A 26,667-nucleotide genomic window follows, 5' to 3' on the forward strand; every position below is an offset into this window, starting at 1 on the left:
GGATGGGGCGGACGGGAGGCGCGGGGCGGGGCCGACCCGCGCCTCCAGTCCGTCAGGGGGTGACGCCCGTCACTGCGAGCCGAGCTGGCTCGCGATGGACGACATCGTCTCCTTGCCGGAGGTCTGTCCGTTCACCGCCTGCAGCGCGTACTGCGCGAAGAGCTGGTTCAGCTGGTCGCTCTGCTTGTTGCCGGGCAGGGGCGTGGCGTCGTCGAGTCCGGTCTTCAGCGCGTCCTCGACCCCGTCGATGCCGGCGTTGTCGTACCAGGCCTGCTGCGCCGCGGTGCGCGCCGGGAAGGCGCGGCCCTGCTCGGCGAGCGAGGTGAGCGTGGCCTCGTTCGTCATCGTGCTGATGGCCTTGAACGCCTGCTCGGGGTACTTGCACTGCTTCGAGATGCCGAAGCCCGACCCGGCCGCGAACGAGCTGGGCCCGTCCGTGCCGGAGGGGATCGTGGTGATGCCGAGGTCGAACTTCACCTTGGCCTTCTGGCTGATGATCGACCACGGGCCGTCGCTGTACATCGCGACGTCGCCGGACACGAACGCGTTGTCGTCGGTGGAGCCGTCGGTGCTGGCCTGGGTGGCGTAGCCGTCCTTGACCAGGCCGCCGATCCAGTCGAGCCCCTCGGCGAACTCCGCGTTCGACGCGTCGAGCGTGCCGTCGGCGTCGATCACGCGGCCGCCGTTGTAGCCGAGGATCATCGACTCGAGCGGGATGTCCTCGACGCTCGTGCCCCAGATCGGGGTGCCGGCCGCCTTGAGGTCCTTGGCGGCGGCCTCGAACTCGTCGACCGTCCAGCCGGGCTTCGGCTCGGCGACGCCGGCCTTCTCGAAGATGTCCTTGTTGTAGAACATGACCATGGGGCCGGTGTCGTAGGGCAGACCGTAGAGCTTGCCGTCGACCTTCATGCCGTCGAGCCCGGTCTGGTCGTACTCGCTCAGGTCGAGGTTCGCCTTCTCCGCCATGTCGTCGATCGGCACGAGGACGTCCGTGTAGTTCGCAGCACGGAGCGACTGGATGCTCACGATGCACGGCGCGGTGCCGGTGGAGAGCTGCGTGCGGAGCTTCGTCCAGTAGTCGTTGAAGGGTGAGCCCTGGATCGTGACGTCGACCTCGTCATCGGTCTTGACGGTGTCCGCGACCTTCTGCCAGGCGGCCTTGTCCTCCTTCCCGGCGATCCACATGGCCCAGGTCAGGGCGTCCGCGGACTGGCCGTCACTGGCGGTGCTGCCGGACGAGCAGCCGGTGAGCACGAGGGCGGCAGCTGCTGCTGCCGCGAGCCCCGCGGTGAGTCGTCGTCGTTGCATCGGTGTCTCCACTTCGTCGTGGTGATGGGGTGTGTGGGGTGGGTTGCTGGCGTGCTTGCGTGCCGGCTCAGGCGACGCGGACCGCGTCGGGGACCGTCTCGGTGTCGACCACGGCCCAGGCCGGGCCGTCCGGGAAGGCGTAGGCGTCGAGGGAGTCGGCGAGCATCTCGGTGCCGGCTCCGGGGGCGGTCGGCGGCCAGTAGCGACCGTCGTGGACCTCCACCGGGGTCACGAAGTGCTCGTGCAGGTGGTCGACGAACTCGATGCAGCGGGTGTCGAGGTCGCCGGTCAGCGCGACGGCGTCGAACATCGACAGGTGCTGCACCGCCTCGCACAGGCCGACCCCGCCGGCGTGCGGGCAGACCCGGACGCCGTGCTTCGCGGCGAGGAGCAGGATCGCGAGGTTCTCGTTGACCCCGGCAACGCGGGTGGCGTCGATCTGCAGCACCGACATCGATCCCGCCTGGATGAGCTGCTTCGCGATCACCCGGTTGGCCATGTGCTCACCGGTCGCGACGGGGATCGGCGCGATGCGCCGGGCGATCTCGGCGTGCGCCAGGATGTCGTCGGGGCTCGTGGGCTCCTCGACCCAGGCGATGTCGAACGGGCGGAGCCGCTCGATCCAGGTGACGGCTTCGTCGACGTCCCACCGCTGGTTGGCGTCGATCGCGATGCGGACGTCGGGGCCGACCGTGGCGCGGGCGATGCCCATCCGGCGGACGTCCTCGTCGACGTCGCCGCCGACCTTGAGCTTGATCTGCTCGAAGCCCTCGTCGACGGCCTCGCGGCAGAGCCGGGCGAGCTTCTCGTCGTCGTAGCCGAGCCAACCCGGGGTGGTCGTGTACGCCTGGTAGCCCTGCGCTTCGAGCCGAGCCCGACGGGTCGCACGGTGCGGTTCGGCGGCCCGGAACAGCTCGAGCGCCTCGGTCGGCGTGATCGCGTCGGTGAGGTACCGGAAGTCGACCAGGTCGACGAGCTCCTCGGGGCTCAGGTCGGCGAGCAGGGCCCAGAGGGGCTGTCCGGCGCGCTTCGCCCGGAGGTCCCAGAGCGCGTTCACGACGGCGCCGATGGCCATGTGCATGACGCCCTTCTCCGGGCCGAGCCAGCGCAGTTGCGAGTCGTGGACCATCGCCCGCCAGGTGCCGCCCATGTCGGCCAGGACCGCCTCGGCGTCGGCGCCGACGACGTGGCCGCGCAGGGCGGCGATCGCGGCTTCCTGCACCTCGTTGCCGCGGCCGATGGTGAAGACGAAGCCGGTGCCGACGAGGCCGTCCAGGGCGTCGGTCGTGATCTCGACGTAGGCGGCCGAGTAGTCGGGTGCGGGGTTCATGGCGTCGGATCCGTCGTGCTCCCGAGAGGTCGGGAAGCGGATGTCGCGCACGTGCAGACCGGTGATGCGGCTCATTCGTGTCTCCTGCCGTCCGGTCTCCGTCGACCGAACGAGGCAATCAAAACATCCTATGTCTCCGGCGTCAAGAGAACGCTTCGTCACGTTCTGGTCTCGAACGGCGCGAAGTCGTCGGATGGCTGCGCGGCTTGGGCACGTGTGGCCGATCCGTGAAAGCGACAGATCCCCGCCGACTGTTCGCGGGGATCTGTCGCGCTCGCGGCACCGTCGACAGCGGGGACGCGCATCTGTCGCTTCGGCGGGAGCGCCCGGACCACGGACGGGAGGCGCGGTGCGGGTCGGACCCACGCCGCGCCTCCCGTCCGTGGTCGCGTTTCAGGCGGAGGCGAGCCGGCCCATCTCGGCCACCACGCCGCGGAGGCGGTCCGCAAACTCGTCGCGCGAGCCGTCGGCGAAGCGGTGCGCCGACTCGATGAGCGCCGCCATGACGAGTGTCACCGCGGTCCGCGCGGAGTCGACGTCGGTGCGCTCCGCCGCGACCTCGAACACGGCGAGCCGGGCCCGCGCCATCCACTGCAGCATCGCGGGCACCATCTCCGGGCGCTCCTGCACGAGTTCCTTCACGCGGCGGCGATCCGCGGGCAGCGTCACCGTCCGGGCGACGAGGTCGCACAGGTCCGACACGAGCGGGCTCTCGGCGGTCAGGAACGCCTGCCGAGCAGCCTCGGGGACCGAACCGTCGGGGAGCCCGAGTGCCGCGTCGCCCTTCGACGGGAAGTAGTTGAAGAAGGTGCGGGGCGAGACCCCCGCGTCGGCGCAGATCTCCTCGACCGTGACACCGGCCAGGCCGCGGTCGATGACCAGTGCCAGCGCAGCCTGGTGGATCGCGTGCCGGGTCTGCTGTTTCTTGCGCTCCCGCAGGCCGCTGTCACCCGCCGGGTGGGATTCGATCGTGCTCACTGCTGCTCCTGGTGCGGGTCGGGGCCTCCCGTCTGGCGACGGGAGGCCCCGGTGGCCGCTCCTACGCGCGGTCCCGCTGGACGGGGATCGAACCGGTGATGGGCGCCGTGGGCGACCCCATCGTGTCGGCAGCCTTCACGGCCTGCACCTCGAGGTCGTCAGCGGTCCCGGCCTGGTCGGCCTGCTCCTGCAGGGCCGAGCTCTTGCGGAGCGGCGGCGCCTTGAAGAACCAGCTGAGGACGAACGCGAGCAGGATCACGGCGAAGCCGACCCAGTAGACCGTCACGGCCGACGCGTTGAAGCCGGTCATGAACGGCTTGGTCAGTGCCGGGGTCGCGCCGTTGAGGTAGGACGTGTCGCTCGTCTCGCTGCTCGAGCTGCTGCCGTCGCCGGCCCCCTCGTCGATCTGCTTCGACAGCTCGGGGGCGAGCTCACCGACCCAGTACGAGCGCTGCGAGGCGTCCGACCAGTCGACCACGAGCTTGCCGTCCTGCACGCTGGCGTGCGCCTTGTCGGCTGCGGCGGTCAGGGCCTGCTGCTGCACGGCCTCCGGGGCGCCGGCCGTGGCCGTGGTCACCTGCGCCGTGGCCTGGTCGAGGCCGGACTGCACCTGCGACTTCACCGGGGTGACGATCGGGTTCCAGATCTGCTCCATGACGCCCGCGTTCGCCTTCGCCGTGGCGACGGTCGGGTTCAGCGCCGCATCGAGCGCACCCGACAGGTTCTTCTGGTCCGCGGTGGCGTGCAGGATGTTCGCCGGCATGATCGAGAACAGGACGCTCAGCAGGACCGCCGTACCGAGCGTTCCACCGATCTGGCGGAAGAACGTGGCGGACGACGTCGCCACACCCATGTCACGCGGCTGCACGGAGTTCTGCGAGGCCAGGGTGATGCTCTGCATGAGCTGTCCGAGGCCGAGGCCGATCAGGAACATGCCGATCATCAGGAACCAGAGCGGCTTGTCGATCGTCATGAACGTCAGGACGACGTAGCCGACCGAGACCAGGGCCGTGCCGATGACCGGGAAGATCCGGTAGCGACCGGTGAGGGCGACGATCTGCCCCGAGGCGATCGAGGCGATCATCAGACCGCCGATCATCGGCAGGGTCGCGAAGCCGGACTCGGTGGGCGTCAGGCCGGTCACGATCTGCAGGTACAGCGGGATGGTCAGCATGGCGCCGAACATCGCGAAGCCGACCAGGAAGCCGAGGATCGTGGCCATCGAGAAGGTGCCCGAGCGGAACAGCTTGAGCGGGATGATCGCGTCGTCCTTCATGAGGGTCTCGATCACCAGGAAGGCGACGAGTCCGAGCGCGCCGATCACGTAGCAGGCGATGGCGCCGGCCGAGCCCCAACCCCAGGTGCGGCCCTGTTCGGCCACGAGCAGGAGCGGGACGAGGGTCGCGATGACCGAGGCGGCACCCCACCAGTCGATGCGCGGCTTCGCCTTGGCGTCACCGAACTTCGGCAGGTGCAGGAAGGCGATGACCATCAGGAGCGCCGCGACGCCGATCGGCACGTTGATCAGGAAGACCCAGCGCCAGCCGGTCACGCCGAGGATCGTGCTCGCGCCGGCGAACAGGCCGCCGATGAGCGGGCCGATGACGGACGAGATGCCGAACACGGCGAGGAAGTACCCCTGGTACTTGGCACGCTCACGCGGGGCGAGGATGTCCCCCATGATCGCCAGCGGCAGCGACATCAGCGCACCGGCACCGATGCCCTGGAAGGCGCGGAACGCGGCGAGCATGATCATCGAGGTCGACATCGTCGAGAGCAGCGAGCCGAGGATGAAGACCGCGATGCCGAAGATGTAGAGGGGGCGGCGGCCGAAGACGTCGGAGAGCTTGCCGTAGATCGGCGTCGTGATGGTCGACGCGATCAGGTAGGCGGTCGTGACCCAGGCCTGCTGGTCGAGACCGTGCAGGTCGTCGCCGATGGTGCGGATCGCGGTGCCGACGATCGTCTGGTCGAGCGACGACAGGAACATGCCGGCCATGAGGCCGTAGATGACGAGCAGGATCTGACGGTGCGACATGATCGGCTTGCCCGGCGTGCTGGCCGGGGAGTCGTGTCGTCCGCGCGACACCTCGACGGGTGCGGTGGCAGTAGACATGGGGGTCCTTCAGGGGTGCGTGGTGGTCGTCGTGCGGAGCAAGGGACGCCGGAGCGTGCGCGGCTGGCCGTCGAACGGCGGGTCAACCTTGCAGACTCTGCAACTTTACATCACGAGCACCTTTGCCGCCAACGCAAACTTGCCATCCGTGCACGTTCGTGAACGGCTTCTCAGGTAGCGTCGTCTGGCATGGGGCGAACTGCGTGGACGGACGTGCCGGCGATCCTGCGCGAACGGGTGGAGCAGACCCTCGGCGAAGCGGTGACCACCACCGAGTCCCAGGCGGCCGGGTGGTCGCCGGGGAGTGCCGACCGTGTGGTCACGGCCACGGGACGGCGGGCGTTCGTCAAGACGGTCTCGCGATCGCGGAACGCCGATGCCTTCGACCTGCACCGCCGGGAAGCCCGTGTGGTGGCGCAGCTGCCGTCGACGGTGCAGGCGCCGCGCCTGCTGGACGCCTTCGACGCCACCGCCGACGGCGACGAATGGGTCGTCCTGGTCCTCGACGACATCGAGGGCGAGCACCCCGGGGCAGCACTCGACGGCAGGGACACCGCGGCGGTGCTCGATGCGCTGGACACCCTGCCGCCGGCGACCGGGGATCTCCGTGCCCTCCCCCGGATCGCCGACGACCTGCGCCACGAGTTCAGCACCTGGGACCGGATGCTCGGCGACCCGACCCTGGCCGACCGGGTGGCCGAGGTCGTGCCGGCACACGTCCTCACCGCCGGACCCGCGATCGCCCGAGCCGCCGACCGAGCAGCGGCACTCGTCGACGGCGAACACCTCGTGCACGCCGACTGCCGTGCCGACAACCTGCTCGTCGACGGTTCCGGGGTCGTCTGGGTCGTGGACTGGCCGTGGGCGAGCATCGGCGCGCACTGGCTCGACCCGCTGACCTACCTGGTCGACACCCTCGTCCGCGGCGAGGACAGCGACGTCGAGCACCACCTCGCCACCCACCCGGTGTTCGCCGGACTGCCCGCCGCGACGGTCGACGCCGTCCTCGCTGGTCTCGCCGGACTGTTCTTCGAGCACGCGCTGCCGCCGGCACCGCCGAACATGCCGACCATCCGTGACTTCCAACGACGCGAAGGGGTCGCCGCGGCGGAGTGGTTGCTCCGCCGATGGGACGCGGCGCCGCGCTGACGACGGGCAACAGGCGTCGGGTACCCCGACTGTCCAGCAAGCGCGGCACCCCGGAGCGTACGGTCCCCCGCATGGCTGATGAGCACCGCACTCCGCGTCCCGAAGACGACGCAGCGCGCCTCGGTCTCGTCGTCGTCGGAGAAGCAGCAGCGCTGCACTCCGGTGACGAGGCGGCACTGGACGCGAGCGAACAGAACATCCGCGACACCATCGACGAGATGATCGACGAACCCCTCACCCCACGCCAGGAGCAGGTGGTCGAGCGGCTGGCATCGGCCGGCGGGACCCTGACGGCGGGGCTCAGTGGCGCGCTCGCGGCGCAGACCGGGCGCAGCGTCGACGACGTCCTCGAGGGCGCGGCCCGCAGCGTCGTCTGGCAGCAGCGGCTCGCCGACCAGCGCGATGCCGCCGCCGCTGAGGACCCGCGCGACGCGAACGAGCGCAGCGGCGGCCAGCGCGAGGACGCCGGTGGACAGCAGCGCGAGCGCCGCGACGAGAACGGGCGCGACGAGGACTGATCCTCGCCACGCCCGCTGCGCGTTCCGCTGCGACTACTCGGTCGGCTCCACGGTGCCGGTGGACTGCTCGCGGACCACTGCCCGGGCTGCAGCCTGCCCCGTCGTCGCGCTCTTGACGATGTCGCTCAGGGTGAAACCGGCGGTCGTCCCGAGCAGGGCGTCGACCTCGCTGAACTGGCTCACGACGCTCTTCGACAGCGCGCCGGCGCCGTCGGAGGACACCACGGTCAGCTTGTCGATGTTGCCCATCGGCGCCGCGAGCTCGCGGGCGATGCTCGGCAGCGTCTCGATGGCCTTGACGCGCAGGACGGCCTCGGAGTGCTGTGCGAGTGCGTCGGCCTGGGCCTTCGTGGCGTCAGCCTCGGCCTGACCCTTGGCGCGGATCGCGTCGGCAGCTGCCTCACCCTCGGCACGGGAGGCGTCGGCGGCCAGCTTGCGGGCCTCGGACTCGGCCTTCGCCTCGGCGGCGATCGCCTCGGCCGAGATGCGACGGGCCTCGGCCTGGGCACGAGCGGTCTCGACCTGGGCACCGGCGGCCGCTTCGGCCTCGACACGGGTCTTCCGCGCCTGCGCTTCGGCGACGGCGGAGACCTCGGACTCGAGCTCGGCACGGCGCAGCTCGGCACGCTTCTGCGCGGTGATCTGCTCCTGCTCGACGACGCCCTGCGCCGCACGGGCCTGAGCGAGCGGCCCGGCGGCTGCGGCCTCGGCCGACGCACGGTCGGCGTCGAGCTGCAGCGCGGCACGACGGATCGCCAGGGTGTTCTCGGCTTCGGCGATGGCCTGGTCCGCGGTGGCACGGGCCTCTCGCGCTTCGCGGTCGGCCTGCGCCTCGGCGTTCTCCGCCTCGAGCCGGACACGGGCGCGCTCCGCACGACCGAGGTCGCTGATGTACTCGTTGCGGTCCGAGATGCCCTTGATCTCGAAGGAGTCGACGTCGAGGCCCTGGCTGTGCAGGGCGTCCTTCGCCACGTCGAGCACCGCGACGGTGAGTTGGTCGCGGTTGCGGATGATCGTGGACACGTCGGTCGCACCGATCGACGCACGGAGCGAACCCGACAGGACCTCGCGCGCGAAGTCGTCGATCTTCTTCTCCTGCCCGAGGAACCGCTGCGCGGCCGCCCGGATCGAGGCGTCGGTCTCGCCCACCTTGACGAGCGCGACCGCTTCGACGTCGATCGTCACGCCGCGGGAGTCCTGCGCGTTGACGTTGATGTCGATCGCCCGCGAGCTGAGCGAGAGCTTCGCGACCTTCTCGAAGAACGGCCGGACCAGGACGCCGGCGCCGAGGACGACCTTGATGCCGGACTCGACGGTCTCGGTGCCGTCGTCGTTCTTGACCTTGCGCGAGCGCTTGCCGGTGATGATGAGTGCTTCGTCGGCGCCGGCGTTGCGGTACACGACCTTCGCGTAGATCAGCGCGATCACGGCGAGGACGATGATCCCCACGATGATCAGCGGGATGGCTCCGAGCGCGAACAGGACTTCCATGACTCCCCCTCCGGACCAGGCGACGGCCTGGATTCCGCATCTGTTGTTCCGTCGGCTCCCATCCTAGGAGACCGCGCGGACGGACAGGAGGCGCGCTGCAGGATCCCCTGCAGCGCGCCTCCTGTCGATGGTCGCGTCAGCGCCTACGCGCCCGCACGCCACCAGTCGTCGAAGGGCGTCGCCGGCACCTGGCGCTTGTGCTCGGTCGCGCGGTACCGCGACTCGATCGCCTCGGCGACCTCGAGCGGGACGTCGTGCCCCTGCAGGTAGGCGTCGATCTCGGCGTAGGACAGCCCGAGGTTCGCCTCGTCGGTCTGGCCGGGCGTCTCGTCGAGCAGGTCCGCGGTGGGGGCCTTCTCGTACAGGCGGGCCGGGGCGCCGAGGTGCTCGAGCAGCTGCCGCCCCTGGCTCTTCGACAGGCCGGTGAGCGGCGTGAGGTCGACGCCGCCGTCGCCGTACTTCGTGAAGAAGCCGGTCACCGCCTCGGCCGCGTGGTCGGTCCCGACGACGAGCAGCCCGCGCTGGCCGGCGACGGCGTACTGGGCGACCATGCGCATCCGGGCCTTGACGTTGCCCTTCACGAAGTCGCTCAGCTCGACGCCGGAGGCAGCGGTGTCCTGCATGACCCCGTCGACGCCGTGCTCGATGTTGACGGTGATGCCCGGGTCGGCCGCGATGAACTGCAGGGCGAGCTGGGCGTCCTCCTCGTCGGCCTGCACGCGGTACGGCATGCGGACGGTCGTGAACTCGGCGGGGTGCCCCTCGGCGCGGAGCGACTCGACGGCGAGCTGGGTCAGGCGCCCGGCGAGCGTGGAGTCCTGGCCGCCGCTGATGGCGAGCAGGAACCCCTTCGCGCCGGTCGTGAGCAGGTAGTCGCGGAGGAACCCGACACGGCGGGCGACCTCCTGCTCCGGCTCGATGGTCGGCTGGACGTTGAGGTCCGCGGCGATGGCGGCTTGGAGTTCACGCACCACCCCAGTATCCCGCCGCACCGGCCGGTGTGCACAGCGTTCAGCGGACGGGTTCTGCGCTCACCGGCCGGATCGTGTTGTCGTGGTCGACGCCGATCGCGCAGGTGCAGACGACGCCGAGGGTCTCGGCGGTCTGCGTCAGCCGGAACCGCTCGACGTGCGGCGGGCCGACCCGACGGTCGAGCGGGTGGGTGTCGTGATCGTGCACGGTGGTCCTCACAGACTCGTGGTGGTGCGGATGTCCGGTGCGGCAGCGGCCCGAACCGCCACCGCACCGGAGGGCCCGAGGCGACCCGAACGCCGCGGCCCCGTGGAGACGCACGCCGGTACCCGCCGGCGCGCGTCGGAGGTCATGGACGCCGGCGGCGTCGCGCCCGGAGCGCAGTGCGAGTCATGGGTCCCTTTCCCGGGCGGAGGTCCGCCACTGCTGATCCATCCCCCGGCGGTGCGTCGGGAGACCCGAACGGTCCGGTGCCGGACCGAGGACGACGGGTGGTGAGGCCGCCTTCCTGTGCAAGCTACCAGGGGCGTGCCCCCGGCCCATACCCCCGTTCCGGGGTCGGACGGTGGACGACCGCGCGTTGACAGTTAGATATCAAACAGTTAGAGTCCTGATCATGCAGGCACCGGACCTCACCACCCCGCTCGAACTCATGCGGTGGATCGGATGGGCACAGCGCAAGGCGGCCGACGAGTGGGTCCGCGATCGGGACCTCACCCGCGAGCAGAGCTTCGTGCTCGGGTACCTGCAGCAGAACCCCGGGGCGATCCAACGCGACATCGCCGAGATCACCCGGACCAGCGCGGCCAGTGTCTCGAGCCTCCTGCAGGGCCTCGAGCGCCGTGGCCTCGTCGAACGACGCCCCGACGCCACGAACGGCCGGACGAAGACCGTGCACGCCACCCCGGCGGGCACCGACCTCATCGCCGGCTTCACCGACGCGATGGTCGCCCTCGACGACACCCTGCTCGCACCACTCGACCCCGACGAACGGGCCACCCTGCAGCGTCTGCTGCAGAAGGTGACCGCGGAGCTCGCACCGCCGACGCGGTAGCGCCCCGACCCGGCAACGTCCCCGACGCGGTAGCGCCGCCCCGGGACCGACGTCCCCGGCGCGCTCGACGCGCCACGGGCCTCCCGGCCCAACCCCCGCACGCGACGACATCCCGTCGCGCCGTCCGCCCTGCCCAGAAGGAGGCAGTCATGACCACCACGACCCCCGAGAACACCGCCGCGGCCACGAACCGCTGGTACCTCTCCGCCGCCCCGATCGCCCGGGCCCTCGTGCACCTGTGCGTGCCGATGGCCGCCGCGATGGTCGTCAGCGCCCTGTACAACGTCATCAACGCCGGCTTCATCGGCGCGCAGCACGACACGTCACTCCTCGCCGCGATCACCTTCGGCACCCCGCTGCTCGGCATCGTCATGGCCGTCGGCGGCGTGTTCGGTGTCGGCGGCAGCGCCCTGATGTCACGCCTGCTCGGTGCCTCGGAGCACGACCCCGCCAAGGCCCGGGACATCAAGCACGTCGCCTCGTTCGCACTGTGGGGTGCCGTCGTCACCGGCGCGGTCCTGGCCGTCGTCGGGCTCGTGTTCCTGCGACCGCTCGTCGCCGTGCTCGGCGCCGACGCCGCAGCGGTCCCCGCCACGAGCGAGTACGTCGCCGTGATGCTCGCGTTCGTCCCGGTGCTCGCCTCGTCGTTCGCGCTCGAGCAGATCGTCCGCTCCGAGGGCGCTGCACGCCAGGCGATGATCGGCCTGGTCCTGTCGACCATCGGCAACCTGGTGTTCGACGTGCTCTTCATCCTCGTGCTGCACTGGGGTGTCGGCGGTGCCGCACTGGCCGTCGGGCTCGCGAACGTCGTGTCGATCGCCTACTGGGTGACCTGGCTGCAGCGGAACAGCGAGAACGTCAGCTTCGCCCCGAAGTGGTTCACCCTCCGTGCCGACGTCCTGAAGCCCGTCTTCGGCATCGGCGTCGGCGAACTGCTGCAGTCGGCCTTCCTGATCGTCACCACACTCGTGCTCAACAACCTCGCCGCCGCCTACGGCGACGACCCGCTCGCCGCCATGGGCGTCGCGGTCCGCATCGCGCAGGTCCCGGAGTTCCTGGTGATGGGCGTCACGATCGGTGTCCTGCCGCTGCTCGCCTACGCCTTCGGCAAGGGCGACGCCGCACGGCTCCGGGCCGCCCTGCGCGGAGCCGCCGTCACGGTCGGCGCGATCGTCCTCGTGTTCTCCGGCGCGGTCTTCACGTTCCGCGAGCAGGTCTTCACGATCTTCTCCGGTGACCACTCGGTGCTCGCGATCGGCCTGACGATCCTGACGGCACAGCTCGTCGCCGCGATCGTGAACGGGTTCACGGGGCTGCTCACCTCGCTGTTCCAGGCGACCGGCATGGTGCTGCCCGCGATGGTGCTGTCGCTGGCGCAGGGCGTGCTGTTCATCCCGATCGTGATCGTCGGCAACGTGTGGTTCGGGCTCGCCGGGATCATCTGGGCGCTCACCGTCACCGAGGTCATCGTGTTCGTGGCCGCCCTGGTGCTGTGGCTGGCATCACGCGGGAAGATCGCCCGCGGTCTGGCCGCCGGCAGCGAGGAGCGGGCGGACGCTGCGCTCGCGGAGGCGCCCGCCGCGTAGCGCCCGCCGCGCTCGTGCCGCGTTCGCATGGTGAGCAGAAGAGGTCGGGTCCCGTTCCAGGACCCGAGCTCTTCTGCTCACGAAGCGGGGGTGAACGCGGCCGGCGTCGGACGGGAGGCCCGTGCCGGCCGGGTGGCGGGCCTCCCGTCCGGTGCGTGGCCGGGTCGCAGGCACGGCGCATGGTGCGCAGGAATGGTCGGGTCCCGGAAGGCGACCCGACCATTTCTGCTCACGAAGTGAGCGGGGCGCGCTACGCGCGGCCGCGGCCGCGGCTGCGGCGCAGAAGGAGCACGACGACGGCCCCGGCGGCGAGCACCGTGCCGGCGCCGAGCGCCACCCAGACACCCGGGGCGATGCCCGGCGCTGAGTCCGGCGCGCCGTCGGAGGCGCCGGTCGCCGTCGCGGTCGACGTCGGAGTGGGGGTAACGGGGTCCGACGTCGGCGGAGTCGTCGCGGACGGTGTCGCGACCGCGGCCCGGTACTCGAACCCGTACGAGCCGTCGATCGGGTGTCCGTCCGGCGACACGTACCGCCAGAGCACCGTGTACGCACCGTTCTCGAGCTCGACGGCCTTGCCCATCGTCATGCCGGACACGGTCACGTCGCCCGTCGACACGTCGGTGCCGTCGGCGTCGGTGACCTGGATCCGCAGGCCAGCGTCGAGACCCGCGAGCGGTGCCTCGCTGAACGTCAGATCGATCCGGTCGAGCGGCTCGGTGACGACCGCGCCGTCAGCGGGCGTGCTGCTCGTCAGCGCCGAGTGCGCCGATGCCGGCTGGACCCCGAGGATCGCGAACAACCCACCGATGACGATCGCGAGGGAAGCTGCCGTCGTTCGTCCTGTCCGCATGCACAGACTCTACAAGCCGTAGAGCAGCGGACCGGACGGGTCAGATCTGCTCGCCGAGGAAGTCGGCGTAGGACGGCTCGCGCCGGGCGTCGCCCGTAGCAGTGGAAGCGTGGCCCGTGCCTTCGAGGCGCTCGGCCACGAGGGCTTCGAGGTCCTCGGGCGACCGGAGACCGTGGCGGTGCCAGTCGTTCTGCATTCTGGCGGTCATGATGACCAGCCCTTCGTCGAGATGATGCGCATCTCGGATTCGTCCGGATCGACCCGCTGTGCCAGACCCCACATCTGTGAGGAGCATCGTGACGACGGGTCCCTGATGACCGATCCGGTACCTCCACGGTAGGGGTTCCGTCCGACGTCGTCGAGCGCGATGCGCTTCTCGGCCGACCGCGCGCCGCCGGCCGGTCGGCCGTACCGTCGACGCATGGAGATCCTCTTCGTCCACGGCGCCCTCGTCCGCGACGGTGCCTGGTGGTGGCAGCCCACCGCTGACCTGCTGCACAGCCGCACCGGCATCCGCAGTCGTACGGTCGCCCTGCCCTCCTGCGGCGAGGGACCGGCGGGACACCCCGAGGGCGGGCTCGCCGAGGACGCAGCCGCCCTGCGCGCCGCCCTCGACGACAGCGACGGGGCGATCGTCGTCGGGCACTCCTACGGCGGCACCGTGATCGCCGAGGCCGGACGCCACGACGCCGTCGCACAGCTGCTGTACGTGTCCTCCTACCTGCCCGACGTCGGCTCCGCGCAGGCCGGCATCATGGCCGACGAGCCCGACCCCGTGTCGATCGGTCCGGGCGGTGACGGAGTCCTCGCAGTCGCCGGCTACGACGCCGCGTCCTTCGGTGCGCGCTTCCTGCAGGACGCCGACACGAGCACGCAACGCGCCGCCTGGGACCGGGTGACCGCTCAGTCGGCGGGCGCGTTCGTGACGCCGACGACGGCAGCCGGGTGGCAGGACGTCGACTCGACCTACCTCGTCTGCACCGAGGACCGCAGCACCACCGTGCGGCTGCAGCGCGCGCACTCGGCGCGGGCGACGCGGAGCGTCGACGTGCCGACCGGGCACCACCCGTTCATCACGCGGCCCGACCTGGTCGTCGAGCAGCTGGAGCTGCTGCTCGGGGCTGCCACGGCCTGAATCGCCGCCAGGACGACGGACGGGAGGTGCGGTGCCAGCTGGCACCGCGCCTCCCGTCCGTCGGGTCCGTGCCATCAGGGCACGTGACCGGTCGCGTGGTCTCGCTCTGGTCAGTCGGTGCCGGAGTCGAAGGCCGCGCCCTCGGAGGCGAGGTCCGTCCGACGACCGAGCGCGTCCTCGGCGTCCGAGGCGATGACGGCGCCGCCGAGGATCTCCTCGGACTCGCCCGCCTCGAGCTCACCGACGAGCTCGGCCGTCGCACCACCGATGAGACCGGCGGCCGCGTACTGCTCGAGCCTTGAGCGGGAGTCCGCGATGTCGAGGTTGCGCATCGTCAGCTGACCGATGCGGTCGTCCGGACCGAACGCGGCGTCGCCGACCCGCTCCATCGAGAGCTTGTCGGGGTGGTAGGACAGCGCCGGACCCGTGGTGTCGAGGATCGTGTAGTCGTCGCCGCGACGCAGGCGCAGCGTGACCTCGCCCGTGACGGCCGACGCGACCCAGCGCTGCAGGGACTCGCGGAGCATGAGCGACTGCGGGTCGAGCCAACGGCCCTCGTACATCAGGCGCCCGAGTCGGCGGCCCTCGTTGTGGTACGACGCGACGGTGTCCTCGTTGTGGATCGCGTTGAGCAGCCGCTCGTACGCGATGTGCAGCAGGGCCATGCCCGGTGCCTCGTAGATGCCGCGGCTCTTCGCCTCGATGATGCGGTTCTCGATCTGGTCGGACGCGCCGAGGCCGTGACGACCGCCGATCGCGTTCGCCTCGTAGACGAGTGCGACGGCGTCCGTGTACTCCTCGCCGTTGATCGCGACGGGGCGTCCGGCCTCGAAGCGGATGCTGACGACCTCGGTGGCGACCTCGACGTCGTCACGCCAGGCGGCGACGCCCATGATCGGCTCGACGATGTCCAGGCCGCTCGAGAGCTCCTCGAGGCTCTTCGCCTCGTGCGTGGCACCCCAGATGTTGGCGTCGGTCGAGTACGCCTTCTCGGTGGAGTCGCGGTACGGGAAGCCGCGGGCGACGAGCCACTCGCTCATCTCCTTGCGGCCGCCGAGCTCCTCGACGAACTCGGAGTCGAGCCACGGCTTGTAGACGCGCAGACGCGGGTTGGCCATCAGGCCGTAGCGGTAGAACCGCTCGATGTCGTTGCCCTTGTAGGTGGAGCCGTCGCCCCAGATGTCGACGCCGTCCTCCTTCATCGCGCGGACGAGCATCGTGCCCGTCACCGCACGACCGAGGGGCGTCGTGTTGAAGTACGTCTTGCCGCCGGAACGGATGTGGAAGGCACCGGTCTGCAGGGCGACGAGGCCTTCTTCCACCAGGGCGCTCTTCGCGTCGACCAGGCGGGCGATCTCGGCACCGTACTCGTGGGCGCGGCTCGGGACGGCGTCGATGTCCGGCTCGTCGTACTGACCGATGTCAGCCGTGTACGTGCAGGGGATCGCCCCCTTCTCGCGCATCCAGGCAACGGCGCAGGAGGTGTCGAGACCCCCTGAGAACGCGATGCCGACTCGTTCGCCGACGGGGAGACTGCTCAGGACCTTGGACACGGGGTCAATCGTACGGGGAGACCGGGGCACGCTACCGTCCAGCGCGACGGTTGTGGAGAACTCGTCCCGCGAACCGGGAACCGATCCGCTGCGCCCGGACAATACAGGGCATGAACCAGATCACGGGGGACCGAGCGGACTGGGCGCTGGGCATGGCCGGCGACGGCCGAGCGGTCGGACGCGTCTTCGACCGCCACGCCCCACGCCTGCGCCGGCACGCCGTCGGCCTCGTCCCCACCCCGGTCGACGCCGACGACGTCGTGGCCATCGCGTTCCTCGAGGCCTGGCGGAAGCGCGAACGCGTCCGCTTCGTCGACGACTCCATGTTGCCCTGGCTGCTCGTCACGGCGACGAACACCGCGCACAACCTGACCCGCGCCACCCGCCGTCACCGGCTCTTCCTCGGGAGGTTCCCGGTCGACGACCCCGCTCCCGACCCCGCAGAGTCGTTCACCGACGCCGAAGCGGTCGCAGCGTTGCGCGGGCTCCCGATCGCGGACCAGCGGGTCCTCACCCTCTGCGTGCTCGAAGGCCTCGGCGAGCGCGAAGCGGCCGCAGCCCTCGGGGTCGCACCGGGCACCGTGAAGTCCCGGCTCCACCGGGCGAAGGCACGACTCCAGCAGCAGTACTCGACGTCAGCGGAACCCCTCGGAGGCACACTGTGAACGACGACATCTCCCCTCGTCTCGCCGCGATGCGCGACGCCCTCGTCGCCGACGTCGACGCAACGGCCCACCCCGCGCGTCCGCGGCGACGACGACCCACTCGCGGCACGGTCGCCGCGGTCGTGACGGCCTTCGCCGTCGGCGCCGGACTCACCGGAGGGATCACGGCTGCGGCGCTCCCCGGCGCCACCGCGGACGCCGCACGCGAGGATCTGCTCGCGACGACGACCCGCTACGGGACGGTCGAGGTCAACCACGCATCGATGCTCGGCTCCCCCGCGTTCACCGTCACCCACGGCGACGCCTCGTTCTCCCTCGGCGCTCGGCCGGAGGGAGCCGACCGGGTGACGCTCACGTGGGAGTGTCTCGACCCCGGCACCTTCACGGTCGAGGTCGGCGGGACGACCGTCGCCGACGCCGTCGCGTGCACGCCGGGTTCCATGCCGCGATGGAGCCTCTCCCCGCTGACCGGATCCGGAGCGGCCGCCGTGTCGGTCTCCGGTGGCGGCGGTGCCCGCTACGCCGTGTGGGCGTCGTGGGCACGGTCGGCACGGATCGCCCAGCCCTCGCCCCAGCAGCAGGCTGCGATCGCCGACGGGACCATCACCCTAGCCGAGTACACCGCCGCCTTCGACCGGCTCGCGGCCTGCATGGCGCAGGCGGGGCACCCGATCGGCGACGTGGCGCCGTCGTGGTACGCCGACGGCTTGTGGTCGAGCACGGGCCCCGGCGCCGGCCCGTGGTACATCTGGTCGACGCCGACCGAAGCCGTCGACGTCCTCGACACGCAGTGCGCACCGCGCGAGTTCGAGCAGGTCGACACGATCTGGCAGGGCGAGCACCCGATCCCGGAGGACCCGCCGGTCCAGCCGGCCGCGGGGTGATCGTCGGCACTCGGCTTCGGTGCCCCTGGAAGGCGCTGCAGGGACGCGAACCCCCTTCGACCTGCTGGTGCCCCTGGACGGCGCTGCAGGGACTCGAACCCCTCGACCTGCTGGTGCCCCTGGAGGGACTCGAACCCCCAACCGTTTCCTTAGGACGGAACTGCTCTTCCATTGAGCTACAGAGGCTGGCCCGTCCACTCTAGCGGCGGAACGGCTCCAGGAAGGTCGCGAGCTCGTCGACGTACAGGGCCGGCTGCTCGAACGGCGCGAAGTGTCCCCCGCGCGGCATCATCCGGTACGACACCAGGTTCGTCGTCCGCTCGAGCCATGCGCGCGGCGGCTCCACGAGGTCGCCGGGGAACAGCGAGAACCCGGACGGTACCTCGACCCGGCGGGCGAGCTGGTCGGCCGGGATCGCGGCGTTCGCGTGGTACATCCGCATCGCCGAGCCGATCGTGCCGGTGGCCCAGTACTCGGTCAGCAGCGCGAGCACCTCGTCGCGCGTGTAGACGGACCACAGGTCGCCGTCGCAGTCACTCCACGACCGGAGCTTCTCGACGATCCACGCGGCGAGCCCGGCGGGTGAGTCGTTCAGGCCGACCGCGACGGTCTGCGGCTTGGTGCGGTGCATCATCGCGTAGGCGCCCTCGGTGTCGCGCCAGCGGGCGGTCGCGGCGACGAACCCGCGTTCCTCCGGCGACAACGTGTCGAGGTCGATGCCCGGCCAGGCGAGCCCGCCGTCGATGCGGTGCACGGCGACCACCCGGTCGGCGTGGTCGAGCGCGAGGTAGCGGGCGACGTGCGTGCCGATGTCCCCGCCGGCGACGGTGAACCGCTCGTATCCCAGCTCCGTCATCAGCTCTGCCCACATGCCGGCGACCGCGCGGGCGTCGATCGGCTGCGGCGGCGCGTCGGAGAAGCCGTACCCGGGCATGTCCGGCACGACCACGTCGAACCCGGCCTCGACGAGCATCGGCAGGACCTTGCGGTACCGCCACCCGGAGTCGGGCCAGCCGTGCGCGAGCAGGAGCGGCAACGCGTCGGGCGTGCTGGCTCGGGCGTGCAGCACGTGGATCCCGGTGCCGTCGATCGTCAGCCGTCGGCTGGGCAGCGCGGCGAGCTGTGCCCGGTGCGCGTCGAAGTCGAAGCCGTCGGCCCAGTACGCGATGAGTGCCCGGAGTTCGTCGACGTCCGCCCCGAGCGACCACCCGGCGCCGGCGGGAGCATCCGGCCACCGCGTGGCACGCAGTCGCGCGCGGAGGTCCTCGATGGTCGCGTCGTCGATCTGCGGTGTCTCGCCCATGGCGGCGACGCTACTCAGCGGGACCGACACCCGGACCGCGGGCGCCGTCCGACGTCGTCAGCAGCAGTCGCAGGCGTCGCTCGCACGCTCGCCGGTCAGGGCGCCGACCGGCTGCTTGCAGGCGTCACCGCGCCAGGCCTCGAGCCCCTCGCGCACCGCGAACACGACGACGACCAAGCCGGCGACCGGATCAGCCCACGACCACCCGAACAGCGTGTTCAAGAGCAGACCGATCAACACCGCGGCGGACAGGTAGCTGCACACCAGGGTCTGCTTCGAGTCGGCGATCGCCGATGCCGAACCGAGCTCCTTGCCGGTACGACGTTCGAGCAGGCTGAGGAACGGCATCACGGCAAGGCTCACCGCCGCCAGCACGATCCCGACGGGGCTGTGCTCCGGCTCGCGCACCCCGGTCAGGGTCAGCACCGCGTCGACCGTGACGTACAGCGCCAACCCGAAGAAGGAGACCGCGATGACCTTGAGCGCGACGCGTTCCCGCGCTTCGGGGTCCGGCCCGGCGAACTGCCATGCAACCGCAGCGGCGGACAGGACCTCGACGACGGAGTCGAGTCCGAAGCCGATCAGGGCGGTCGAGGACGCCACCGAACCGGCGGCGATCGCGATGACCGCCTCGATGACGTTGTACGCGATCGTCGCAGCGACGATCCACCGGATCCGTCGCTGCAGCACTCGTCGGCGGTCGGGGACGACCGCAGCCGTCACCCCGGTCATGCGCCGGGTCCGCAGCAGAGCGGGACGTCGCAGTCCTCGTCGGTGCACGCTTCGCCGTCGTCGACGGCGAGCACGACCTCGAGAAGCGAGCGGATCGCGGCCCCGAGGTGCGGGTCGGCGATCTCGTACCGGGTGGAGCGCCCCTCGGGCACGGCGACGACGATCCCGCATCCGCGCAGGCAGGCGAGGTGGTTCGAGACGTTGGAGCGGGTGAGCCCCAGGTCGGTGGCGAGCCGGCCCGGGTGGACCGGCGCCTCGAGCATCTCGAGCAGGATCCGGGATCGTGTCCGGTCCGCCATCGCCCGGCCGAGCCGGTGCATGACGTCGAGCCGCGGTGCAGTGGTCAGCATGCACTGACCATACAGCGTTCGCTGACCTATTGGATCCCCATCGGCAGGCGGACCCGGGATGCGGCAGGCTGAGACCGTCAGCCACCCACCAGGCACCACACACACCACAGGGGAACCACATGACGGATCAGACGACCGAGAACGCGTGGCAACGCTTCTGGGCACGCGGCGGGTGGTGGCGTTCGATCCTCCTCGCCGCCGTCTACCTGCTCGTGTACCTCGGCATCAGTCAGCTGATCGGCCTGTTCGTGCGGCCGTTCATCGACCTCGACGACCTGTACGGCGACCCCGTGAGCGTGCTCTTGGCCTCGATCCTGCCGATCGGCCTGATGGGCCTGCTCCTGCTGCTGTTCGCGCGCTCACTCGGGTGGCTGCCGCACCTGTTCCGCCGCCGTACCGCACGCGCCCCGCGGTGGATGTGGATCGCGGTCGTCATCACCGTCGTCCCGCCGGTGATGAAGGTCGCCGGCACCGACTGGTCCCGCTTCACCCCCACGCTCGTCCTCGCAATCCTGTTCTTCGGCCTCTGCGTCGGGTTCGCGGAAGAACTCCTCACCCGCGGTCTCACGGTCGAGCTGCTCGAACACCACGGGTACAGCGAGCGTGCGGTCTACGTGCTGTCGTCGGTCGTCTTCGGGTTGATCCACCTGCAGAACCTGCTCGGCGGCGGCAACCCGCTGCTCGTGTTCGCGACGGTCGGCTACGCGATGGGCTTCGGCGCGATGATGTTCCTCGCGCTCCGGGTGAGCCGGTGGCTGATCGTCCCGATGCTCCTGCACGCCCTCACCGACCCCACCACCCTGATGGCGGCGGGCGGGCTCAACGATGCGCACGCCGTCGTGACCGGCGGATCGCACGCGCTGGTCACCTTCGCGTCGCTGTTCAACTTCGTCTACATCGCCTTCGGCATCGTTGCGGTCTTCCTCTTGCCGGGCCGCAAGCGCGCGCTCTGAACGCACCCACCTGACGGACTGGAGGCACGTGACGGGTTCGCCACGTGCCTCCAGACCGAACATGGTGAGCGCGGCGGGCCGGCCGCTACGCGGCCACCAGGTACTCGTCCCATTCGGCCTGCGGACGTTCGATGCCGCGGACGACCCACGACGAACCGTGCGGGATCTTCGGACGGAAGCGCAGCCGCCACCCCATCTCCTGCGGGGTGCGGTCACCCTTCTCGTTGTTGCAGGCCAGGCAGCAGGCCACGAGGTTCTCCCACGAGTCCTGCCCGCCGCGCGACTTCGGCTGCACGTGGTCGATGGTCGTCGCGTGCCGGTCGCAGTACGCGCACCGGTTCGCGTCACGGCGCAGGACGCCTCGCCGCGACACCGGCACGAGTCTCGAGTGCGGGATGCGCACGTACCGGGTGAGGATGATGACGGACGGACGGTCGTAGCTCGACGTCGACCCGGTGACCGGGTGTTCGAGATCGGCGGCGACGACGGAGGCCTTCTGGTTCATGACCAGCACGAGGGCTCGTCGGAACGAGATCACCGCGAGGGGCTCGTAACCGGCGTTGAGGACGAGAGTGCGCATTGGTTCCCTTCCGACGTGCCTGGACGGCTTCCAGGCGCTGCGGGTGCGTCGGACCGGGGTCCTTCGCAGGTGACCGTCGCTCGCGCACACGTCCCCTGAACCACGAAGAGCACCACCCGGATGGGCAGTGCTCTCGTCATGCAGGGGCGTGCTCGTGCACGCAGGCGGTGGTCGACCGTATGTCGATGCGCGCGCGCCGACCCATGGTTCGGGTCGTGCGGAACATCGACATGGGGTCTCCCTGCTCGGGGCCTTGCGGACCGGTGCAGCGCCAGGCTACGTCAGAAACCGGCCCGGCACGAGGGTGCACGGGCCGGTTCCGGCGATGTTCACGGGATCGATGCTCCGCGGCCGGGTCGGACGCCGCGGCGCCGTAGACGCCTCAGACGCCTCAGATGCCGAAGCGGACGATGTGGTAGTCGCTGGTCCAGATCGGACGGATCGACACGGAGCCACCGGGCTTCGGGGCGTCCATGATCATGCCGTTGCCCATGTAGAAGCCGTCGTGCGCCTCGTTGTTGAAGATGACGACGTCACCGGGCTGCGCCTCGGACTCGGGGATCGTGGTGCCGGCCTGGTCCTGCAGCGGCACGGAGTGCGCGAGGTTGATGCCGTACTGCGCGTACACGAACATGACGTAGCCCGAGCAGTCGAAGCCCGACGGGTCGGCGCCGCCGAAGACGTACGGGGTGCCGATGTACTGCTTGGCGGTCGCGACGACGGCCGGCAGCGAGAACGGGGTGTCCGCGGCGGTCGAGCTGGCCACGTAGTCGGCGGCGGACGGGCCGGTGTACGAGGAGTACTGTTCGGCGGTCTGCGCACGCGCGGCCTGGGTGGCGGACGCCTGCTCCTCGGCGTCGGCTGCGGCCTGCTCCGAGGCCGCGGCCTGGTCGGCAGCTGCCTGCTTCGCCGCTGCGCGGGCGTCGAGCGTCGCGGTCGAGGTGGCGCCGTAGCCGTCGCGGCTCGTTCCGGCCAGGGCGACCGCGTCGGACACCGAGAACTCCTGGCTCTCGGTCGCGCGGACCTGACGCTGGGCGTTCGCCGCGTCGGTGCCGGTGGCGGGCTGCGCGGCGAAGGCCGGTGCGACCGCCACGGTGCCGAACATGCCGGCGGCGACCGTCAGGACGATGGGGGCGAGGAACTTGCGCTTCCGCGACGCCGAACTGGCCTTCGCTGCGGTGGCACTGGCTGCAGCCTGCGCAGCACGACGGCCGCCGGGGAGCGGCGCGGACCGCACGGGGACGACCTTGCGGGTCGGGCGCGCATCGGCCTGGCGGGCGGACCGCCGGGTGAGCGGGGCGTCGGTGGCGTTCTCGGTGTTCGTCGGGTTCGCGGGCGTCTGGTCGTCCGCGGCGGAACCGGTCTGCGTCAAGGGTGTGGTCTCCGGCGTCTCGTCATCACGCTGCCGTGGGTGTCCGGCGACGTGCAACCCCATCCGTTCGTCATCGTTTCCGATCGAGGCAGGAGACGGGTTCGAGACGTCCTGCCACGGGTCTCCGGCTCAGGCGCAGCGCGGGGACTCGACGAGTGTACGGGGCCGTCGTTACCTTGTCGAGATGAAATGGCCCGTTTGTAACGAAACGGTTAAGAAGCCCTGGTCAGAGCAGGGAAATCAGTTCCGCTCGATGTACACGTGCTGCGCGACCTCGACGGGGAGCTCGATGCCTGAGTCCTCGCCCTCGACACGCACGGCGACGTAGGCCCCGGCGCGCTGCACGCCCGCGAGCCGACCGGGCATGACGCCGGCCGTGCGGAGCTGGTGCAGGAGCTCGGGTTCGAACTGCACGGGCTCGCCCAGACGTCGGATCACGCCGGTCGCGACGGCGTCGGTGCCCTCGGTCGCGGCGACGATGTTCTGCACGCCGTCGAGGAACCCGGCGGCTGCGGGGCCGCCGATCTCGGCCAGGCCGGGGATCGGGTTGCCGTACGGCGACTCGGTCGGGTTGCCGAGCATCTCGAGCAGGCGGACCTCGACCTGCTCGCTCATGACGTGCTCCCACCGGCAGGCCTCGTCGTGGACGAAGGCCCAGTCGAGCCCGATGACGTCGGCGAGCAGTCGCTCCGCCAGACGGTGCTTGCGCATGACGTGGGTGGCGCGTGAGCGACCCTCGTCGGTGAGTTCCAGGTGGCGGTCGCCGGAGACGACGACCAGGCCGTCGCGCTCCATGCGGGCGATGGTCTGCGAGACCGTCGGGCCCGAGTGACCGAGCCGCTCCGAGATGCGGGCGCGCAGCGGAACGATCGCCTCCTCCTCCAAGTCGAGGATGGTGCGAAGGTACATCTCCGTGGTGTCGACGAGATCGGTCACGGTCCGCCTCTCATGTCTGGGCCCAGCGGCCACCACCCTACTTGTTCGGACCGACGAACTCCGACCGACACTTGCACGGGGCAAGAAGAGCGCCGCAGCCGCACCCCTGCGGGCAACCCCGTCCGGCCGGTACAGGCGCACCAGCACTGGGATCGCGCTCGGTAGGATCGGCGCATGGCAGACATCGTCATCCCCGCCGAACTCCTCCCCACCGACGGCCGCTTCGGCTGCGGACCGTCCAAGATCCGCGGCGCGCAGCTCGAGTCCCTCGTGACGCGCGGGGCCACGATCCTCGGCACGTCCCACCGCCAGAAGCCCGTGAAGGACCTGGTCGGCAGCGTCCGCTCCGGGCTCGCCGACCTGTTCCAGGTCCCCGAGGGCTACGAGGTCGTCCTCGGCAACGGCGGTTCGACCGCCTTCTGGGACGCCGCCGCGTTCGGCCTCATCGAACGCCGTGCGGAGAACCTGTCCTTCGGCGAGTTCGGGTCGAAGTTCGCCAAGGCCGCCGGCGCCCCGTGGCTCGAGGCGCCGCACGTCGTCGAGGCCCCCGGCGGATCACTCGCCGCGCTCGAGCCGATCGACGGCGTCGACGTCTACGCCTACCCCCACAACGAGACCTCGACCGGCGTGATGGCCCCGGTCGTCCGCGCCGCCGGTGACGCCGGAGCACTGACGGTCGTCGACGCCACGAGCGCCGCCGGTGGTGCCGCGTTCGACGTGGACGCCACCGACGTCTACTACTTCGCACCGCAGAAGAACTTCGCCTCCGACGGTGGCCTGTGGCTCGCGCTGTTCTCCCCCGCCGCGATCGAGCGCGTCGAGCGCATCGCGGCGAGCGGCCGGTACATCCCGGAGTTCCTGTCGCTCAAGAACGCCGTCGACAACTCGCGCCTGAACCAGACGCTGAACACCCCGGCGATCTCGACGCTGCTGCTGCTCGACGACCAGGTCCGGTGGATCAACGAGTCCGGCGGCCTGGCGTGGGCGGACACCCGCACGAAGACCTCGTCGTCGACGCTGTACGACTGGGCCGAGTCGGTCGACTACGCGACCCCGTTCGTCACCGATCCCGCAGCCCGCTCGCAGGTCGTCGCCACGATCGACCTCGACGACTCGATCGACGCCAAGGCCGTCGCCGCGACCCTGCGCGCGAACGGCATCGTCGACACCGAGCCGTACCGGAAGCTCGGCCGCAACCAGCTGCGCGTCGCGACGTTCACCGCGATCGACCCGGACGACGTCGCGAAGCTCGTGCAGGCGATCGACTTCACGGTCGACGCCCTGCGCTGACCCCACGCCCCGCCGTCCGGTCGGCGGACACCTGGGAAACGACGAGGCACCACGGGAGACCGTGGTGCTTCGTCGTTCTGGTGGTGCGGGTCAGGAGCGGTGGAAGTCCGGGTCGACCTCGCCCGCGTCGAGCTGGTCGACCACGAGGTCGGCGTCCGGGTCGACCGGCCGCACGCGCTGGGCGCGGCGACGGCGGGGCGGCTGCGGAGCCTCGTCGACTGTGTCGTCGTCACCGTCGGAGGCGTCATCGTCGACCTCGGCGAGCGCGTCGACGTCCACACCCTCGATGTCGTCGTCGTCCGACTCGTCCAGGTCGTCCTCGTCGGCGTCGAAGTCGTCGTCGTCATCCGACTCGTCGTCGGCTTCGTCGTCGTCCGCGTCGTCGTAGTCGGCGTCCTCGTCCGAGTCGTCGTCCGACTCGTCGTCGAAGTCGTCGTCCTCGTCGTCGTCATCCGAATCGTCGTCGGACTCCTCGTCCGACTCGTGGTCCTGCGCCGCCCGGTACTCGGCCAGTCGCTCGGACCACGGCACCCACTCCGGTGCCACGAGCGAACCGTCGCCGGGCATCAGCTCGACCTCGAGCACGGTGGGGTCCTCGTCGCCGACCTTCGCGACGCTGACGGTCCAGCGCCAGCCGGGGTACCCCGGCATGCGGTTCGCGAACAGGACGGAGACGACGCCGTCGCCCTCGTCCACGGTGCCGACGGGCGCGCCGATGCTCGACTCCGGGGTCACCTCGAGCAGCGCGGTCCGCGCCAGGTCGGTGTAGTCAACAGGTACTGCGTCGCTGTCTGTCATGGGGTCACGCCTCCAACTGGTCTGCGACGTGCCGCAGGATGGCGGCGAGTCGATCGCCGTTCTTCGGGTAGCGGCCGTGGCGGAGGTCTCCGCTGATCCGGTCGAGTTCCTTCACCAGGTCCTCGACGATCACGGCCATGTCGTCTGCGGAGCGACGGGTCATCCGGGACAACGACGGCTGCGGGTCGAGGAGCCGCACGGACAGTGCCTGCGACCCCTTCTTGCCCTGCACGACGCCGTACTCGAGCCGGGATCCCGCCTTCACGGTCACGACGCCGTCGGGCAGCGAGGAAGCGTGCAGGAAGACCTGGTCGCCGTCGTCTCCGGTGATGAAGCCGAAGCCCTTGTCGTCGTCGTAGAACTTGACCTTGCCGGTGGGCATGCGTGGACTCCTCGAGGTCGTGGTACGGCCGTGGTGCGTCGGATATCCTGGGTCGATGGCCAATCCGACCCGATCAACCGGGAACCCGCAGGATTCCGCAGAACCCCCGGTGACGTTCAATCGTACCGAACGCGCTCTGGCGTTCATGGTCGGTGGCATCTTCATCGCTGCGTTCCTCTGCATGGCGGCGATGATCGTCATGTGGCTGACGGTCCCGAGCGCGCAGGGCTCCATGCCGTGGCCGGTGATCATGGCGATCCCGCTCGTCGGGTTCCCGATCGGCATGGTGCTGGTCTTCACGCTCCTCGGCATCACCTGGACGCGTCGCGCACGAGCCAACCGGACGGCTCGCTGACGTCCGCCCCGGACGCTGGCACCGGAC

General features: G+C 70.6%; 28 protein-coding genes and 1 tRNA gene. 10 read left to right on the forward strand and 19 right to left on the reverse strand.

What is annotated here, in order from left to right:
• Positions 1-69: 69 nt before the first annotated feature.
• The 4 genes from ACGH48_RS16375 to ACGH48_RS16390 all read right to left on the reverse strand — a co-directional run bounded on the left by ACGH48_RS16375 (position 70) and on the right by ACGH48_RS16390 (position 5,732).
• Positions 70-1,308: a sugar ABC transporter substrate-binding protein gene (locus ACGH48_RS16375; RefSeq protein ID WP_260232986.1), complete on the reverse strand. Its 1,239-nt coding sequence runs from the start codon at positions 1,306-1,308 to the stop codon at positions 70-72.
• Between the two features lie 67 nt (positions 1,309-1,375).
• Entirely contained in the window at positions 1,376-2,713 is a 1,338-nt protein-coding gene (locus tag ACGH48_RS16380; RefSeq protein ID WP_396289355.1) for an enolase C-terminal domain-like protein, read from the reverse strand.
• 318 nt (positions 2,714-3,031) lie between these two features.
• Positions 3,032-3,616 carry a TetR/AcrR family transcriptional regulator gene (locus tag ACGH48_RS16385; RefSeq protein ID WP_396289356.1) on the reverse strand — a complete coding sequence of 195 codons (585 nt, stop codon included), beginning with the start codon at positions 3,614-3,616 and terminating at the stop codon, positions 3,032-3,034.
• 61 nt (positions 3,617-3,677) lie between these two features.
• Entirely contained in the window at positions 3,678-5,732 is a 2,055-nt protein-coding gene (locus ACGH48_RS16390; RefSeq protein WP_396289357.1) for an MDR family MFS transporter, read from the reverse strand.
• A 189-nt stretch (positions 5,733-5,921) separates the two neighbouring features.
• Here ACGH48_RS16390 and ACGH48_RS16395 point away from each other — a divergent pair, with 189 nt between their 5' ends.
• Entirely contained in the window at positions 5,922-6,881 is a 960-nt protein-coding gene (locus ACGH48_RS16395; protein WP_396289358.1) for a phosphotransferase, read from the forward strand.
• Positions 6,882-6,952: 71 nt separating this feature from the next.
• Positions 6,953-7,399, forward strand: a complete 447-nt coding sequence (locus ACGH48_RS16400; RefSeq protein ID WP_396289359.1) for a hypothetical protein — start codon at positions 6,953-6,955, stop codon at positions 7,397-7,399.
• Between the two features lie 33 nt (positions 7,400-7,432).
• On the opposite strand, the gene ACGH48_RS16405 is transcribed toward ACGH48_RS16400, so the two are convergent.
• The 3 genes from ACGH48_RS16405 to ACGH48_RS16415 form a co-directional block, all read right to left on the reverse strand.
• The gene (locus ACGH48_RS16405) at positions 7,433-8,890 is read right to left on the reverse strand and encodes a flotillin family protein (RefSeq protein WP_396289360.1); all 1,458 of its coding nucleotides are present in this window, start codon (positions 8,888-8,890) and stop codon (positions 7,433-7,435) included.
• A 143-nt stretch (positions 8,891-9,033) separates the two neighbouring features.
• Positions 9,034-9,861, reverse strand: coding sequence for an ammonia-dependent NAD(+) synthetase (nadE, locus tag ACGH48_RS16410; protein WP_396289361.1), 828 nt, complete (start codon positions 9,859-9,861; stop codon positions 9,034-9,036).
• Between the two features lie 40 nt (positions 9,862-9,901).
• A complete protein-coding gene (locus ACGH48_RS16415) occupies positions 9,902-10,069 on the reverse strand; it encodes a hypothetical protein (protein WP_396289363.1) in 168 nt (55 codons plus the stop codon).
• A 358-nt stretch (positions 10,070-10,427) separates the two neighbouring features.
• Here ACGH48_RS16415 and ACGH48_RS16420 point away from each other — a divergent pair, with 358 nt between their 5' ends.
• Both ACGH48_RS16420 and ACGH48_RS16425 read left to right on the forward strand, forming a co-directional pair.
• Positions 10,428-10,916, forward strand: coding sequence for a MarR family winged helix-turn-helix transcriptional regulator (locus ACGH48_RS16420; RefSeq protein ID WP_396289364.1), 489 nt, complete (start codon positions 10,428-10,430; stop codon positions 10,914-10,916).
• A gap of 149 nt (positions 10,917-11,065) precedes the next feature.
• Positions 11,066-12,502: an MATE family efflux transporter gene (locus ACGH48_RS16425; RefSeq protein WP_396289365.1), complete on the forward strand. Its 1,437-nt coding sequence runs from the start codon at positions 11,066-11,068 to the stop codon at positions 12,500-12,502.
• A 250-nt stretch (positions 12,503-12,752) separates the two neighbouring features.
• Here the strand turns inward: ACGH48_RS16425 and ACGH48_RS16430 are convergent, their stop codons facing one another.
• Positions 12,753-13,352 (reverse strand): copper resistance protein CopC, encoded by a 600-nt coding sequence (locus tag ACGH48_RS16430; RefSeq protein WP_396289366.1) that lies wholly within the window; start codon positions 13,350-13,352, stop codon positions 12,753-12,755.
• Between the two features lie 40 nt (positions 13,353-13,392).
• Positions 13,393-13,560, reverse strand: coding sequence for a hypothetical protein (locus ACGH48_RS16435; RefSeq protein ID WP_185021300.1), 168 nt, complete (start codon positions 13,558-13,560; stop codon positions 13,393-13,395).
• Between the two features lie 213 nt (positions 13,561-13,773).
• On the opposite strand from ACGH48_RS16435, the gene ACGH48_RS16440 reads away from it, so the two are divergent.
• Positions 13,774-14,487, forward strand: a complete 714-nt coding sequence (locus ACGH48_RS16440; RefSeq protein ID WP_396289368.1) for an alpha/beta hydrolase — start codon at positions 13,774-13,776, stop codon at positions 14,485-14,487.
• Positions 14,488-14,597: 110 nt separating this feature from the next.
• Here the strand turns inward: ACGH48_RS16440 and argG are convergent, their stop codons facing one another.
• Positions 14,598-16,040, reverse strand: coding sequence for an argininosuccinate synthase (argG, locus tag ACGH48_RS16445; RefSeq protein ID WP_123293324.1), 1,443 nt, complete (start codon positions 16,038-16,040; stop codon positions 14,598-14,600).
• 110 nt (positions 16,041-16,150) lie between these two features.
• Between argG and ACGH48_RS16450 the strand changes: the two genes are divergently transcribed.
• Positions 16,151-16,705, forward strand: coding sequence for an RNA polymerase sigma factor (locus tag ACGH48_RS16450; RefSeq protein WP_123312044.1), 555 nt, complete (start codon positions 16,151-16,153; stop codon positions 16,703-16,705).
• A complete protein-coding gene (locus ACGH48_RS16455; protein WP_396289370.1) occupies positions 16,702-17,589 on the forward strand; it encodes a hypothetical protein in 888 nt (295 codons plus the stop codon). Before ACGH48_RS16450 ends, ACGH48_RS16455 begins: the two co-directional genes overlap by 4 nt.
• 111 nt (positions 17,590-17,700) lie before the next feature.
• On the opposite strand, the gene ACGH48_RS16460 is transcribed toward ACGH48_RS16455, so the two are convergent.
• The 4 genes from ACGH48_RS16460 to ACGH48_RS16475 all read right to left on the reverse strand — a co-directional run bounded on the left by ACGH48_RS16460 (position 17,701) and on the right by ACGH48_RS16475 (position 19,974).
• Positions 17,701-17,775: transfer RNA gene (locus ACGH48_RS16460), tRNA-Arg, on the reverse strand.
• Between the two features lie 13 nt (positions 17,776-17,788).
• A complete protein-coding gene (locus tag ACGH48_RS16465) occupies positions 17,789-18,892 on the reverse strand; it encodes an epoxide hydrolase family protein (protein WP_396289371.1) in 1,104 nt (367 codons plus the stop codon).
• A gap of 57 nt (positions 18,893-18,949) precedes the next feature.
• Positions 18,950-19,624, reverse strand: a complete 675-nt coding sequence (locus tag ACGH48_RS16470; RefSeq protein WP_396289373.1) for a cation diffusion facilitator family transporter — start codon at positions 19,622-19,624, stop codon at positions 18,950-18,952.
• Positions 19,621-19,974, reverse strand: coding sequence for a helix-turn-helix transcriptional regulator (locus ACGH48_RS16475; RefSeq protein WP_123312036.1), 354 nt, complete (start codon positions 19,972-19,974; stop codon positions 19,621-19,623). The genes ACGH48_RS16470 and ACGH48_RS16475 overlap by 4 nt, the downstream gene beginning before the upstream one ends.
• Before the next feature lie 119 nt (positions 19,975-20,093).
• Between ACGH48_RS16475 and ACGH48_RS16480 the strand changes: the two genes are divergently transcribed.
• Positions 20,094-20,927 (forward strand): CPBP family intramembrane glutamic endopeptidase, encoded by an 834-nt coding sequence (locus tag ACGH48_RS16480; RefSeq protein ID WP_396289374.1) that lies wholly within the window; start codon positions 20,094-20,096, stop codon positions 20,925-20,927.
• Between the two features lie 85 nt (positions 20,928-21,012).
• Here the strand turns inward: ACGH48_RS16480 and ACGH48_RS16485 are convergent, their stop codons facing one another.
• The 3 genes from ACGH48_RS16485 to ACGH48_RS16495 form a co-directional block, all read right to left on the reverse strand.
• Positions 21,013-21,507 (reverse strand): HNH endonuclease, encoded by a 495-nt coding sequence (locus ACGH48_RS16485; protein WP_123312032.1) that lies wholly within the window; start codon positions 21,505-21,507, stop codon positions 21,013-21,015.
• 391 nt (positions 21,508-21,898) lie between these two features.
• On the reverse strand, positions 21,899-22,942 hold the full coding sequence (locus ACGH48_RS16490; RefSeq protein WP_396289375.1) for a C40 family peptidase: 1,044 nt from the start codon (positions 22,940-22,942) through the stop codon (positions 21,899-21,901).
• Positions 22,943-23,119: 177 nt separating this feature from the next.
• Positions 23,120-23,815, reverse strand: a complete 696-nt coding sequence (locus ACGH48_RS16495) for a metal-dependent transcriptional regulator (protein WP_123312028.1) — start codon at positions 23,813-23,815, stop codon at positions 23,120-23,122.
• 174 nt (positions 23,816-23,989) lie between these two features.
• On the opposite strand from ACGH48_RS16495, the gene serC reads away from it, so the two are divergent.
• Complete coding sequence (gene serC, locus ACGH48_RS16500) at positions 23,990-25,105, forward strand: phosphoserine transaminase (RefSeq protein ID WP_123312026.1); 1,116 nt, start codon at positions 23,990-23,992, stop codon at positions 25,103-25,105.
• A gap of 90 nt (positions 25,106-25,195) precedes the next feature.
• Here the strand turns inward: serC and ACGH48_RS16505 are convergent, their stop codons facing one another.
• Positions 25,196-25,903, reverse strand: a complete 708-nt coding sequence (locus tag ACGH48_RS16505) for a DUF3027 domain-containing protein (RefSeq protein WP_396289376.1) — start codon at positions 25,901-25,903, stop codon at positions 25,196-25,198.
• 4 nt (positions 25,904-25,907) lie between these two features.
• Positions 25,908-26,285: a cold-shock protein gene (locus tag ACGH48_RS16510; protein WP_111085215.1), complete on the reverse strand. Its 378-nt coding sequence runs from the start codon at positions 26,283-26,285 to the stop codon at positions 25,908-25,910.
• A gap of 109 nt (positions 26,286-26,394) precedes the next feature.
• Here ACGH48_RS16510 and ACGH48_RS16515 point away from each other — a divergent pair, with 109 nt between their 5' ends.
• Positions 26,395-26,640 carry a hypothetical protein gene (locus ACGH48_RS16515; protein ID WP_148061738.1) on the forward strand — a complete coding sequence of 82 codons (246 nt, stop codon included), beginning with the start codon at positions 26,395-26,397 and terminating at the stop codon, positions 26,638-26,640.
• Positions 26,641-26,667: the final 27 nt, after the last annotated feature.

The sequence above is a fragment of the Curtobacterium pomorum genome, from assembly GCF_044497295.1.
In the GTDB taxonomy this organism is placed as follows: Bacteria; Actinomycetota; Actinomycetes; order Actinomycetales; family Microbacteriaceae; genus Curtobacterium.

What these genes read in the sequence shown, in the direction of transcription:
- ACGH48_RS16505 (WP_396289376.1), bottom strand. Translation starts at nt 25,903, where the DNA reads ATGACAGACAGCGACGCAGTACCTGTTGACTACACCGACCTGGCGCGG.
- ACGH48_RS16430 (WP_396289366.1), bottom strand. Translation starts at nt 13,352, where the DNA reads ATGCGGACAGGACGAACGACGGCAGCTTCCCTCGCGATCGTCATCGGT.
- ACGH48_RS16480 (WP_396289374.1), top strand. Translation starts at nt 20,094, where the DNA reads ATGACGGATCAGACGACCGAGAACGCGTGGCAACGCTTCTGGGCACGC.
- ACGH48_RS16485 (WP_123312032.1), bottom strand. Translation starts at nt 21,507, where the DNA reads ATGCGCACTCTCGTCCTCAACGCCGGTTACGAGCCCCTCGCGGTGATC.
- ACGH48_RS16375 (WP_260232986.1), bottom strand. Translation starts at nt 1,308, where the DNA reads ATGCAACGACGACGACTCACCGCGGGGCTCGCGGCAGCAGCAGCTGCC.
- ACGH48_RS16395 (WP_396289358.1), top strand. Translation starts at nt 5,922, where the DNA reads ATGGGGCGAACTGCGTGGACGGACGTGCCGGCGATCCTGCGCGAACGG.
- ACGH48_RS16380 (WP_396289355.1), bottom strand. Translation starts at nt 2,713, where the DNA reads ATGAGCCGCATCACCGGTCTGCACGTGCGCGACATCCGCTTCCCGACC.
- ACGH48_RS16470 (WP_396289373.1), bottom strand. Translation starts at nt 19,624, where the DNA reads ATGACCGGGGTGACGGCTGCGGTCGTCCCCGACCGCCGACGAGTGCTG.
- ACGH48_RS16405 (WP_396289360.1), bottom strand. Translation starts at nt 8,890, where the DNA reads ATGGAAGTCCTGTTCGCGCTCGGAGCCATCCCGCTGATCATCGTGGGG.
- ACGH48_RS16475 (WP_123312036.1), bottom strand. Translation starts at nt 19,974, where the DNA reads ATGCTGACCACTGCACCGCGGCTCGACGTCATGCACCGGCTCGGCCGG.
- ACGH48_RS16390 (WP_396289357.1), bottom strand. Translation starts at nt 5,732, where the DNA reads ATGTCTACTGCCACCGCACCCGTCGAGGTGTCGCGCGGACGACACGAC.
- ACGH48_RS16465 (WP_396289371.1), bottom strand. Translation starts at nt 18,892, where the DNA reads ATGGGCGAGACACCGCAGATCGACGACGCGACCATCGAGGACCTCCGC.
- ACGH48_RS16425 (WP_396289365.1), top strand. Translation starts at nt 11,066, where the DNA reads ATGACCACCACGACCCCCGAGAACACCGCCGCGGCCACGAACCGCTGG.
- ACGH48_RS16435 (WP_185021300.1), bottom strand. Translation starts at nt 13,560, where the DNA reads ATGACCGCCAGAATGCAGAACGACTGGCACCGCCACGGTCTCCGGTCG.
- ACGH48_RS16400 (WP_396289359.1), top strand. Translation starts at nt 6,953, where the DNA reads ATGGCTGATGAGCACCGCACTCCGCGTCCCGAAGACGACGCAGCGCGC.
- ACGH48_RS16450 (WP_123312044.1), top strand. Translation starts at nt 16,151, where the DNA reads ATGAACCAGATCACGGGGGACCGAGCGGACTGGGCGCTGGGCATGGCC.
- ACGH48_RS16510 (WP_111085215.1), bottom strand. Translation starts at nt 26,285, where the DNA reads ATGCCCACCGGCAAGGTCAAGTTCTACGACGACGACAAGGGCTTCGGC.
- ACGH48_RS16490 (WP_396289375.1), bottom strand. Translation starts at nt 22,942, where the DNA reads ATGGGGTTGCACGTCGCCGGACACCCACGGCAGCGTGATGACGAGACG.
- ACGH48_RS16440 (WP_396289368.1), top strand. Translation starts at nt 13,774, where the DNA reads ATGGAGATCCTCTTCGTCCACGGCGCCCTCGTCCGCGACGGTGCCTGG.
- serC (WP_123312026.1), top strand. Translation starts at nt 23,990, where the DNA reads ATGGCAGACATCGTCATCCCCGCCGAACTCCTCCCCACCGACGGCCGC.